The organism is Pedobacter sp., from assembly GCF_965249885.1.
Classification (GTDB): Bacteria; Bacteroidota; Bacteroidia; order Sphingobacteriales; family Sphingobacteriaceae; genus Pedobacter.
In genome coordinates, this window is the sequence record NZ_OZ252254.1 from 3,997,967 (window position 1) to 4,010,943 (window position 12,977).

8 protein-coding genes are annotated in these 12,977 nt (G+C 39.8%); 5 read left to right on the plus strand and 3 right to left on the minus strand.

The genetic code is table 11. The features are described from left to right. Positions 1–62: 62 nt before the first annotated feature. The 5 genes from ACY2A0_RS16830 to fabF all read left to right on the plus strand — a co-directional run bounded on the left by ACY2A0_RS16830 (position 63) and on the right by fabF (position 8,430). On the plus strand, positions 63–2,528 hold the full coding sequence (locus ACY2A0_RS16830) for a glycoside hydrolase family 2 TIM barrel-domain containing protein (RefSeq protein WP_461790541.1): 2,466 nt from the start codon (positions 63–65) through the stop codon (positions 2,526–2,528). A 24-nt stretch (positions 2,529–2,552) separates the two neighbouring features. Continuing rightward, positions 2,553–3,716, plus strand: coding sequence for an alginate lyase family protein (locus tag ACY2A0_RS16835; RefSeq protein ID WP_461790542.1), 1,164 nt, complete (start codon positions 2,553–2,555; stop codon positions 3,714–3,716). A 1-nt stretch (position 3,717) separates the two neighbouring features. After that, positions 3,718–5,232 carry a hypothetical protein gene (locus tag ACY2A0_RS16840; RefSeq protein WP_461790543.1) on the plus strand — a complete coding sequence of 505 codons (1,515 nt, stop codon included), beginning with the start codon at positions 3,718–3,720 and terminating at the stop codon, positions 5,230–5,232. Between the two features lie 45 nt (positions 5,233–5,277). Continuing rightward, on the plus strand, positions 5,278–6,459 hold the full coding sequence (locus tag ACY2A0_RS16845) for a glycoside hydrolase family 88 protein (RefSeq protein ID WP_461790544.1): 1,182 nt from the start codon (positions 5,278–5,280) through the stop codon (positions 6,457–6,459). A gap of 729 nt (positions 6,460–7,188) precedes the next feature. Then, positions 7,189–8,430, plus strand: a complete 1,242-nt coding sequence (fabF, locus tag ACY2A0_RS16850) for a beta-ketoacyl-ACP synthase II (protein WP_461790545.1) — start codon at positions 7,189–7,191, stop codon at positions 8,428–8,430. 73 nt (positions 8,431–8,503) lie between these two features. Here fabF and ACY2A0_RS16855 read toward each other — a convergent pair whose 3' ends face one another. The 3 genes from ACY2A0_RS16855 to ACY2A0_RS16865 all read right to left on the minus strand — a co-directional run bounded on the left by ACY2A0_RS16855 (position 8,504) and on the right by ACY2A0_RS16865 (position 12,933). Then, the gene (locus ACY2A0_RS16855) at positions 8,504–10,723 is read right to left on the minus strand and encodes a peptide MFS transporter (protein ID WP_461790546.1); all 2,220 of its coding nucleotides are present in this window, start codon (positions 10,721–10,723) and stop codon (positions 8,504–8,506) included. Positions 10,724–10,809: 86 nt separating this feature from the next. Next, entirely contained in the window at positions 10,810–11,745 is a 936-nt protein-coding gene (locus ACY2A0_RS16860) for a hypothetical protein (protein ID WP_461790547.1), read from the minus strand. A gap of 9 nt (positions 11,746–11,754) precedes the next feature. Further along, a complete protein-coding gene (locus ACY2A0_RS16865) occupies positions 11,755–12,933 on the minus strand; it encodes an acetyl-CoA C-acyltransferase (protein ID WP_461790548.1) in 1,179 nt (392 codons plus the stop codon). Positions 12,934–12,977 lie beyond the last annotated feature (44 nt).

Here is a 12,977-nt window from a genome sequence, read left to right on the forward strand (position 1 = left end):
TTTGCTAAGCCAACTGAGTTTTGTAGCTTCATAGTTTTAATTGGTTAACCAAATATATTTTTATGTTCAGAGGGGTCAAAGTAGTATTGCTATTCTTGTTTGCTATAACTTTTAGTTTATCGGCACAAACAACCAAACGCATAAACACTGGTTGGGAATTTGTAAGGCAAGATTTAGGAGGAATTTGGGAGGCGGTTAGGCCTGTTGGGAAAGGTAATCCGGAGGAACTTCCATTTTGGCAAGCGGTGAATTTACCGCACTGTTTTAATGCAATTGATGCAGTTGATCCTGATGTGAACTATTATCAAGGGCCAGGGTGGTACCGCACTACTATCGATATTGATAACCCTTATGCTAATGGTCGTACTTTACTCCATTTTGAGGGTGCTGGACAAAAAACAGAAGTGTACATTTATACCACCAAGATAGCTACCCATGTAGGCGGCTACGATGAATGGACTGCCGACATTACCGATGCGGTAGCAGCGTTCAAAAAATCACCACTGTTTAAAACTCAATTTAAAGGTAAAATCCCAGTAATTATCCGCTGCGATAACTCTCGTGATTTGGAAATGATGCCGTCTAGTCTTTCTGATTTTAACGTGTATGGCGGTATTTATCGTTACTTGAATTTGGTTTACAACCCTCAGTTGGCTATTGACAAAATATTTGCTCACGCCACCGTTGATGCTCAGGGAAAGCAAGGTAAAGTGAGTTTAAAAGCTCGTTTTTTTCCAACTGATATTACTGGGAATGCTGCGGTTAAAATTAGCTTAGTAGATCCTCAGGGAAAATCTGTTTTTAGTGCTAACAAAACCATCAACAACTTTAGTGGCGATATCAATTTAGACGAAATCGCAATCAAATCTCCGAAACTTTGGTCTACAGATTTACCTCAGCAGTACGAATTACATTTAAGCGTTAATGCTAATGGCCAAACCTTTAATGCTACTCAAAAAATCGGTTTCCGAAACTTTGAGTTTGTTAAAAAAGGGCCTTTTATGCTTAATGGGAAGCGACTTTTATTGCGTGGCACACATCGCCATGAAGATCATGCTGGAGTGGCCGCGGCGATGACCGAAGAAATGATGGTGACTGAAATGAAAATGATGAAGGAAATGGGCGTCAACTTTATTCGCTTGGGCCATTACCAACAATCTCGAATTATACTTGATTTATGCGATAGTCTAGGGATTTTAGTATGGGAAGAAATTCCTTGGTGCAGGGGCGGATTAGGTGGGGAAATTTATCAGGAACAGGGCAAAAGAATGCTGACAAATATGATTGAACAGCATTACAATCATCCATCCATAATTATTTGGGGTTTAGGGAACGAAAATGATTGGCCTGGAGATTTTAGTGAGTTCGATAAGGAAAAAATTAGAACTTACATGAAGGAATTGAACAATCTTTCACATCAGTTAGATCCATCAAGAAGTACAGCAATAAGACGTTGTGATTTTTGTAGAGATATTGTCGACGTGTATTCTCCATCCATTTGGGCAGGCTGGTATCGTGGAGTTTATACAGAATATAAAGATGTTTCGAAAGCCGAATTTGATAAATCGGATAGGTTTTTACATGTGGAGTGGGGAGGAGACAGTCACGCCCGTAGACATTCTGAAAATCCGGATAATGCTTTGATGAAAGTAAAAGCCGGTGGCGGCGCCGATGAAAGAGCAGGGGATGCCTCGCTTTATGGTGGCGGTGCAAGGGTGAGTAAGGATGGCGACTGGAGTGAAAGTTACATCGCTAATTTGATTGATTGGCACCTCAAAGAGCAAGAAACCATGCCTTGGCTAAGTGGCACAGCTTATTGGCCATTTAAAGATTTTAGTACGCCAATTCGTCCAGAAAATCCAGTGCCTTATGTAAATCAAAAAGGCGTGGTGGAACGTGATTTCACCAAAAAGGAGTCTTACTATATTTTTCAATCGTATTGGACCACTCAGCCTATGGCACATATTTACGGTCATAGTTGGCCAGTGCGTTGGGGAGCTGATGGCGAAGAAAAAATGGTAAAGGTATATTCTAATTGTGATGAAGCTGAACTATTTGTGAACGGTAAAAGCTACGGAGTGAAGAAGCGAAATAGCCAAGATTTCCCCGCTGCGGGTCTACGTTGGGCGGTGCCTATGCAAAAAGGTACCTATCAAATCAAAGTGGTGGCGAAAAAAGGCAAGGTAGTGGTTACCGATGAAATTACACAGGAATATCAAACTGAAAAATGGGGGAAACCATCAAAATTAGTGCTGCAAAAAATAGCTGATGAAAACGGATTGGCAACCATCGAAGTAAAAGCTTATGATGCCAACGGAGTGCTATGTTTAGACGCGGCTAATGAGGTAAAATTTGATTCAGTTGGCGATGGTGAATTAATTAAAAATCAAGGTACATCAACTGCTTCAGCTAAAGTGCAGCTTTATAATGGTAGAGCTATAATTAAGTTGAAAACTAATGCTGCAAAGAACGTAGTTTCAGTTAGCGCTGTAGGTTTAAATACTCAGTTTTTAGTAGTAGAAAAATAAGTCGAGACAAAGAAGATAAATGGCATGAAAAAACAATGTTTACTATTAGGAATTTTGCTGACAACAGTTTGTAATGCTTTTGCGCAGCAATACTTCAAAGCGCAGGCAGTTACGGCACTTAAGGGCCAAATATTGACAGAGGCCAACTGGGCTTTGAAACAGGAACCAATTACAGTTACCGCAAGTACCTCGCCCTACAGCAGTGGTGGTAAGCATGATTTTTTTTCGGAAGGTGATTATTGGTGGCCAAATCCTCAAAATCCAAACGGACCTTACGTCACTAGAGATGGTGAGACCAACCCAAGTAACTTCGTTGCACACCGCAAGGCGATGATCCGCTTTAGTGAAATTATAGGTGCTTTAGCTTCTGCTTATCAAATTACTGGCGACGAAAAATATGTGAAGCACGCATTAGCGCATTTAAAAGCTTGGTTCGTAAACCAAGAAACACTGATGAACCCAAATCTGGCATACGCTCAAGCTGTGCGAAATTTATATACAGGCAGAAGCTGGGGAATTATTGATTCCATCCATTTAATGGAAGTAGCACAGGGCGTAGTGGTCATGCAAAAAGCGAAATCTTTTGATAAAAATGACCTTCAAGTAATTAAAAAATGGTTTGCCGACTATATTCTTTGGCTCAACACCAGTAAAAATGGAATGGCAGAAAAAAATGCAAAAAATAATCATGGTACTACCTGGGGAATGCAAGTTGCTTCGTTTGCAAAGTTGGTGAATGACCAACCCATGCTCGATTCATTAAGGATGCGTTACAAAACAGTTTATTTGCCCAATCAGATGGCTGCAGATGGTAGTTTCCCGCTGGAGTTGGCAAGAACAAAGCCTTATGGTTATGCCATCTTCAACCTTGATGCCATGGTGATGTTATGTCAATTATTATCTACGCCAAGCGATAACCTGTGGACTTACCAAACAGCTGATGGAAAATCAATTAAAAAAGGGATCGATTACCTATATCCGTATATTGCAGATAAATCGAAATGGCCATTAAAACCTGATGTAATGTATTGGGGATATTGGCCGGTAGCACAACCATTTTTATTTTTTGGAGCTAACTATTTTGGGCATCAATCTTGGTTCAATACTTGGAAAAGCCTCGATTTAAAACCTACCAATGAAGAGGTAGTAAGAAACCTACCAATTAGACATCCCATAATTTGGCTATAAGATGAAGTTAAAATCTGTTTTTATCGCTTACTTGTCCATGCTTATACATGGCCAACTTGCTGCGCAACAGTGGCAATCGAGTTTGGTAAAGCTTGATGCAAATGGTAAGCTTACTTACGTTGCTGACAGTAAAGGCGATATCATTCCTGATTTTAGTGCAGTGGGTTACCATCAAGGCGCAAAACCAATCCCTGTGGTGAAAGTAGTAATGGAAGTTAGTCCGTCGGGAAATAATCATCAACAGCAAATACAAGATGCAATTGATCGCGTAGCGAAGTATCCCCTAGATCAAAATGGTGTAAGAGGTGCAATTCTTGTGAAAAAAGGAACTTATCAAATTCCGGGAACTATTAATATAACTGCTTCGGGTATCATTTTAAGGGGCGAGGGCTCATCCACGAAATTAATAGCCATAGGTGCAGGTCAGCGTAAGTTGATTAATGTAAATGGCGCTGGAAAATCAAAAGAAATACCCAATACACGAACAAAAATAACGGATAATTACGTTCCTGTAGGAGCTAAATCTTTTCATGTCGAAAAACCAAGCAACTTTAAAGTAGGTGATGCACTAATGATTTACAGGCCTGGAACCGATCAATGGATTAAAGATTTGAAAATGGATCAAATTGATCTTAGAGAAGGTACGGTACAATGGAAGGCTGCTGATTACAATCTGTTTTTTGAACGAAAAATTACTGCTATTAAAGGGAATGAGGTATTTTTAGATAATCCTGTAGTAATGGCGATGGAAACGCAGTACGGCGGCGGCGAAGTTTATAAATTTACGTTTGATGGAAGGATTAGTGAGGTTGGAATTGAAGATATGATGATAGAATCTGAATATCAAAGCGACACTGATGAAGACCATGGTTGGGACGCGATTTCGATGAATAGAGTGGAAAACGCTTGGGTTAGCAATGTCAGCAGCAAATATTTTGGATACTCCTGTGTTAATTTGGGAAGTTTGAGTAAGCAGGTTACCGTTAAGCATTGTACTTCTTTATCTCCAAAATCAAAAATTGAGGGTGGTAGGAGATATTCCTTTAATAATGATGGGCAGCTAAATTTAGTAATGAATTGCACTGCCGATGAAGGTAGGCACGATTATGTTACCGGTGCAAAAGTAATGGGTCCCAACGTGTTTTACAATTGCAAATCAACTCGGGCAAAAGCAGATATTGGCCCACATCATCGCTGGGCTGCAGGCACACTCTACGACAATATTACGACTGACGGTGAAATTAACATTCAAGATCGCGGTAATTGGGGTACCGGCCACGGTTGGGCTGGTGTAAATCAAGTGCTTTGGAACTGTGTCGCCGCAAAAGTAACTGTACAAAGCCCGTATGTAAGTGGTAAAAATTACGCTATTGGCGTTACAGCACAAAAAACAAATGGCCGCTTAACTGGTCGACCTGACGGCGTTTGGGAAGGTCTAAATCAAAGTGGAACAATAACACCCAAATCGCTTTTTGAAAAACAAATGACTGAGGCGGGTAAAAAAATACAACCTTAATTAACGAACTAATAAAAGCTAGAGTTAACCAAATAGAATTTAATCATGAAATTTAAAATCACTACCGCATTACTTTTAACCGTTTTAGCTGCTCAAGCACAAAAAGTTGATGTATCTAAATCTTTTAAAAATGCAGCAATACAAACTGATGTTTTGGTAAAGAATGTAGACTCTGCAAGAAAAGAGAAGCCGAACTTAGTGTCTCCACGAACTGTTGAAAATGGCAAGTTGAAAATGGTAGTTTCTAGAGATTGGACAAGTGGTTTTTTTCCAGGGGAGCTTTGGTATTTCTACGAATACAATAAAGACTCAAAGTGGCTTGAGCTAGCAAAAAAATATACGGAAGATATTAAAAAGGAGCAATTTACCACTACCACGCACGATTTAGGTTTTATGATTTACTGTCCTTTTGGTGCGGGTTACCGTTTAACTAAGGATACTGCCTATCGTTCAGTGATCATACAAGCGGCAAAATCTTTATCTACCAGATTTAATAAAAAAGCTGGCGTAATTCGCTCTTGGGACCACAGTGGCGCTAAATGGAAATATCCTGTGATCATCGATAACATGATGAATTTGGAATTGCTTTTTGAAGCGAGCAAATTTACCGGCGATTCATCTTTCTATAAAATTGCAGTAACCCATGCCAACAATACAATTAAAAACCATTACCGCCCAGATTTCAGTTCTTATCACGTCGTTGATTACGATACGGAGAACGGCGGCGTGTTGCAGAAAACCACCGCTCAGGGCTATGCCAATGAATCTTCGTGGGCTAGGGGACAAGCTTGGGGACTTTATGGTTTCACGCTATGTTACAGATATACTAAAAACCCGGTTTATTTGGCGCAAGCTGATGCAATTGCTAAGTACATCTTGAACAATAAAAGCACACCAGCTGATGGCATTCCTTACTGGGACTATAATGATCCTCAAATTCCTAACGTTTCTAGAGATGCTTCGGCAGCAGCCATCACAGCGTCAGCACTTTACGAACTAATGAAGTACAGCAAAAATGCTAAAACTTACAAAGCAGCGGCTGATAAAATCCTTTACTCGCTAAGTACGGCTTACACCAGTAAAATTGGTGATAACTACGGTTTTATTTTGGAGCACAGCACCGGACACAGGCCAAATAACTCGGAAATTGACGTGCCAATTAATTATGCTGATTACTATTATTTGGAAGCGCTTTTAAGATACAACGGTAAGTTCAATTTTAAATAGGTCATTTGTTCACTGACTGACTTGTTCATTAGGGATCAGTTCATTTGTTCACTTGTTCATTAGGGATTTGCTTACCAGCGATTGGTTGAAGTAAGAAATGTCCGAAGGTTGAACGTTAGAAAGGAATTTAGTGAAGCTTTTATCACAAAAGCACGTAAAGATCTTATCAAATCGCTTTTCCATAAACAGCCCTTCAAAACCTAAGTTTAATCGTTACAATTTTTCGTCGCCAGATAGATAATACACCAATTTTTGATGTGACTCCTTGAATTAAGAATGTCGGTTAATTCACACTCCGTCATGCTGAATTTATTTCAGCATCGGCTTTTAGGTGCTCATTAGTCGGCGCATCATAAAAGCATTTCTATCGTCGATTGCTATTCTCTCCTAAAAGAGTTTAGTTACATTTAGTTGATGAATAACTGAGCTACGGTTGTTTTTAATTGATCATCAGTTTATGGTAATCAGCTCGATTGAAAATGGCCGTCATTTTGTAGCGGTGCCTAGCAATAACAAAATCCCTTGTAATTGGCTTTACATTAAAAAAAAATCAAGTTTTCTATTGATATCCATCTTTGCTATTCCCTCCCTCTAAGGGAGAGATGCCCATAGGGCAGAGAGGGTGTATGCCACAAAGCAAAAACAGATACACACGAAATAATTACAAAATTCGAGCATTTAATTGCAGCTAAATGCGAACTTTGCGCCCTTAATAAAACATAACACAAAATGAAAAGAGTTGTAGTTACAGGTTTGGGAACTATCAATCCACTAGGGCATAACATTGCCGATTTTTGGGAGAACATTGTTAACGGCAAAAGTGCTTGCACTACAGTGACAAGATTTGATGCTTCGCGTTTTCGTTCGCAAATGGCTTGTGAAGTAAAAGACTTTAATCCAGCGGATCACCTAGATAGAAATGAAATTAAGCGTACAGATTTGTTTACGCAATACGCATTATACGCAGCCGCACAGGCAATTGAAGATTGTGGCATTGATTTAACCACCATAGATCCATTCGATTTTGGAGTGATTTGGGGCAGTGGTCAGGGTGGTATGCAAACCTTCGAAACGGAAGTGGAAAATTACGTCACTGGCGATTATAACCCGAGGTTCAATCCATTTTTTATACCAAAGTTATTGGTTAATATGGCTTCAGGATTGATATCGATGAAGTTTGGCTTGCAAGGAATTAACTATACACCAGTTTCTGCTTGCGCCACCGGAAACAACGCCATTATGGACGCTTTCAATTACATCCGTATGGGTAAGGCTAAAATGTTTGTTACTGGCGGTTCAGAGGCCGGAATTACACCTGCTTCGTTTGGTGGTTTTGCGGCGCTAAAAGCGATGTCGCACAGAAACGATGATCCACAAACTGCAAGCAGACCGTTTGACCAAGATAGAGACGGTTTTGTAATGGGCGAAGGAGCGGGAGCGTTGATATTGGAAGAATACGAACATGCGAAAGCAAGAGGTGCAAAAATCTATGCTGAAGTAGTAGGTGCTGCAATGACCGCCGATGCTTATCACATTACCTCACCACATCCTGAAGGTATTGGTGCCGCTAAAGCGATGAATTTAGCTTTAGAAGAAGCAGGTATCAAACCTGAAGAACTAGATTATTTAAATCTACACGCAACATCGACCCCTGTGGGAGATTTGGCTGAGCTTAACGCAGCTTATTTGGTCTTTGGAGCAGCTGAAAACTTGCATATCAGCTCAACAAAGTCGATGACTGGCCACCTGTTGGGTGCAGCAGCGGCAATTGAGGCTATTATTGCCATCAAAAGTATCAATGATAACATCGTTCCGCCAACAATTAACGTAAGCAATCCTGATCCTGAAATTCCAGCTGGTATGCAATTGGTTTTCAATCAAGCACTGCGCAAAGAAGTCAAAACGGCTATGAGCAACGCTTTCGGTTTCGGCGGTCATAACAGTACTGTTGTTTTCAAAGAGTTGATTTAAGACGTTGTAGTCTTCACCAATAAAAAAGCCGATTGAAGATATTTCAATCGGCTTTTTTGTGGATTGTTTAAACTTATCTCACTCCGTGCATTAGTTTTTTAACAATTGGTCCCAGTACAAATGCCAATAGCGACGCAGCAAGAGAAACTCCTGTTAACATCCAGAAGAAATAGCTATAGCCTTTCTCTCCTGCAACACTTTCAGAAACCTCGCCGAATATACCAGCTAATTTATTACCGATGGCAACAGCCAGATACCAAACGCCAAACATCACCGCAATCATTCTTCCTGGTACAAGTTTACTTACATAGGATAACGCAACCGGCGATACGCAAAGCTCTGCCATGGTATGGAACAAATAAACAAATACTAGCCACATCATGCTCACCGAAGCTGATTTTGAACCCGCTGGAATTGATGCTGCACCAACTGCAACAAATGCCATTCCTATCCCTAAAAATAACATACCGATAGCATACTTGTTGTTAGCTGAAGGATTGTATCTGCTGCTCCACCATTTAGAGAACAGTGGGGCTAATGTGATGATGAATAATGAATTCAATATGTTAAACCAGCTGGCATTAATTTCTGTAGCAGCTTCTTTTGAAGTAATGATGGCTTTAGTAGGGGAGGTTTGATTATTATCATATTTGATGTTGTGCGTCACCAAAATATCTTTGGCATCACCTACTTTCAGTCCAGCTTTTTCACCTTTAGCCAGTCTGATTTCTCTTTTAATAGTTGCTCCCGCTGTAGTAGTAAATTCTACCTCTGCGTAACTTACCATAGTGCCAAACGCTCCTGGCTTTTCTTTGTCAACAATATTGATGATTTTACCACTGAAAACATCTCCAATGTAGTTGTTTTCTTTATCAACTAAAGCATTATTTGCAATGGTTGCGTTTTCTTTAGCCGTATAAAACGATGTACTTTCTACGTCGATAATTGCTACTTCCTCGTTGTTCTTGTATGATTCTGACGACACTACTTTGCCGTTATTTACAACGCCATTAGCATTTTTGTATTGAACGTTATACGAAGTAGATTTGTATTCGTTTACTACCATCCAGATCGCTATTCCCCAGATAATAAGGAAACTAGTACCTAATATTAAATTAGAAAGTTTGTATTTGTCAAAAGTTTGCCCGAAAAGCTTGAATAGTACCCAAGTAATAATCGCTAGCGGACCAACAGTAATCAAAGAGTTGACGATCTTAAAAATAGTGCCAGATGTACCCTCTAAAATACGTTGTGTATAATCTTTAGCGAATAAAGTCAGAGAACCTGGTGCTTGCTCAAAAATTGACCAAAATATCATCGTGATGATAGCAAAGAAAACAATTGCAATCATTCTATCTTTTAATATTTTGTCATATCTAGCGATCCTTACTATCAGTAAAATCAAAAACAAGACAAGTCCAGTTAAAATAACCAAATTGCTTCCATCAATTCCAGCTACTTTAAAATCAAATAAATTTGTAGTTCCTTCTGATATTTTATTCACAGGATCGTTCAATATCCAAGCTAAACCTAAACCAATACACAGTACAATAAGTACCATGTGGAAACTAGTGAATGGGTTTAGTTTTCCGCCTTCTAAATTGGTATCAGCAGCAGCGGCAGCTTTTTCTTCCGCGGTTGCTTTTACTGGCTTAAGACCGATGTTTCCAAATATGCCTTGTGCAAACCAAAATTGTAATAGTCCAAATAGCATGAAAATACCAGCCACACCAAAACCCCAACTCCAACCAATTTTTTCTCCTAAATAACCGCAAAGCATGATGCCGAAAAACGCACCAGCATTTACACCCATGTAAAATATAGTATAAGCTCCATCTTTTTTCTCTGGAAAATCTTTGTACATTTCAGATACAATAGAGGTCATGTTAGGCTTGAAAAAACCACTTCCGAAAACTAAAAGTACAAGACCTAAGTAAATGAAAAAGGAGGTTTCCAAAGCCATACAGGCGTGTCCCATAGTCATAAGCAATGCGCCAACAACTACCGCCCATCTAATTCCAATTACTTTATCGGCAAAATAGCCACCCAACATAGTTGAAAGGTAAACCAGGGCAGTATAGGTACCGAAAATAGCTAAAGCGTGCTCTTTGGGCCATCCCCAACCGCTATCTAATACTGAGGCACTAAAGAACAAAACCAATAAGGCCCGCATACCATAATAGGAAAAGCGTTCCCACATTTCTGTGAAAAATAGTACAAAAAGCCCCGATGGATGCCCAAGTACTTTACTTTTGAAAAAATCATTACGATTTTCTGCAGTAGTTGTTTGCATAAAGTTATTTAATAAGTTAGTCTTAGTTTTTTATAAAAAAAAATTGAGTGCAATATAGCCTAATACATTCATATTTCCTTAAAAAATTAATGTCGGCTTTTTTGAATTAAGGTAGTTGCTTTTCGTGGTGTGCTATACAATTCGTCTAAACTTGATGCATCGTTTCGCAGTTCTACGTTCTCTTTGAAATATAATCGTTGGTAACTGATGGTATAACCGTCGAAACTCGAATCCGATACATAATAAGCAGCGTTGCCTTCCATGTTTGCTTCATAAGGAGCAAGATGATCGAAAACTATCATGTTGACCTGCTTGTCGAAAGTGAGTGTCATCGAATTTTGCCTGTTGTATTCGAATACAATTCTGTTCTTGTTAGCCGCTTTTTTCTTTACCTCAAATATGTTTTTGCCGAATACAGCGTCCTCTTTCTCAAAGGATAGCACCTCAATCACTTTCTTCGTGGTTTTTTCATCGTTTCCTTTCCAGCCCAGTAAAATGTAGTAAGGATTTTTTCCCGGATAAGTAACAGGAATCATTTCGTAATAACGTGCGCCAAACCATTTTTTTTGATTCGTAACTAAATTATCGTCACTAAAATTCTTTCCATCATCATTTAACGGAATCAGCTTCAACGAACCATCTTTAGTGGCCATTTGTATCGTGCCATAAAACTTATAAGTGCCATCGGTAAAAGGTACCGACCATGTAATGATCCTGAAAGATTGATTGGGTGCGGTTAAGATAGAAACGTTGTTTACAAGCGAATCAAATTTGTACTGGAAAGAATGTGGTGTTTTCAAACCTCCAATCAGTTTTTTCACAAACATGGTATTATAGGCCGTTCGGTCTATGTCGTCCTTTACGCTCATTGTCGAATCGCTATATGCAGACAAACTGTCTTGCAGTAAGTTCAGTTTCTCAATATTAGCCGCAGTAAGGGTAGTTTGCGCCCGTAAACCAAGCAACGGAGCATTTAAAGAGATAATCAGTAAAAAAATAAATTTCGAAAAGATTGTACGCATTTAAAATCGTTAACGAAGATTTTCGATTACTATTGCGCTTGCGCCGCCACCGCCGTTGCAAATGCCAGCAACACCTATTTTACCGTTGTTTTGTTGTAGTACTGCAAGTAGTGTAACTACAATTCTAGCTCCAGAAGCACCTAGCGGGTGACCAATGGCTACAGCGCCGCCATTAACATTCACTTTTTCTCCATCTAAGCCAAGTGCTTGGTTATTGGCTAAAGATACTACCGAGAATGCCTCATTAATTTCAAAGTAATCTACCTGTTCCTTGCTGATGTTAGCTCTTTGTAAAGCCAAAGGAATTGCCTTTGATGGCGCAGTTGTAAACCATTCTGGTGCCTGTTGCGCATCGGCGTAGGCCAATATTTTTGCTAGTGGAGTTAAGCCCAGTTCCGCAGCTTTTTCAGCGCTCATTAGTACCAGTGCCGCTGCGCCATCATTTAAAGTTGAAGCATTGGCGGCAGTAACTGTACCGTCTTTTTTAAATACAGGTTTTAATGTCGGTATCTTGTCGAACTTTACAGCCGCAGGCTCTTCGTCGGTATCCAATAAAGTGACGTTGCCTTTTCTATCTTTAATTTCTACTGGAACAATCTCCGCTTTAAATTTCCCATTACTTTGTGCATTTTGCGCTCTTTTGTAGGATTCAATTGCGAAATTATCTTGGTCTTCACGGGTAATATGGCATGTTTCTGCACATAATTCTGCTGCCGATCCCATATGATAGTCGTTGTAAACGTCCCAAAGTCCATCTTTTACTAAGCCATCTGTAATTTGTCCGTGCCCAAGTCGGTAACCATTTCTGGCTTTATCAAGATAATAAGGCACATTGCTCATGCTTTCCATACCACCAGCAACTGCGATATCATTTTGCCCCAAAGCAATACTTTGAGCTGCTAACATGATCGCCTTTGTTCCCGAAGCACAAACTTTATTGATGGTTGTTGCAGGTAAATCTGGCAATCCAGCAAATTTAGCAGCCTGTGTTGCCGGCGCTTGTCCTAGGTTTGCCGATAAAACATTGCCCATGTAAACTTCCTGAACCTGATTTGGCTCAACGCCTGCTTTCTCTAAAGCGCCTTTGATAGCGATACCACCTAGTTGTGTGGCCGAAAATCCTGATAACGAGCCGCCAAAGCTGCCAATAGGCGTCCTAACCGCCGATACGATAACTACTTCTCTCATTTGTAATGTTTAAAATATATTTGGTTGGCCGCAATTTAGGATAT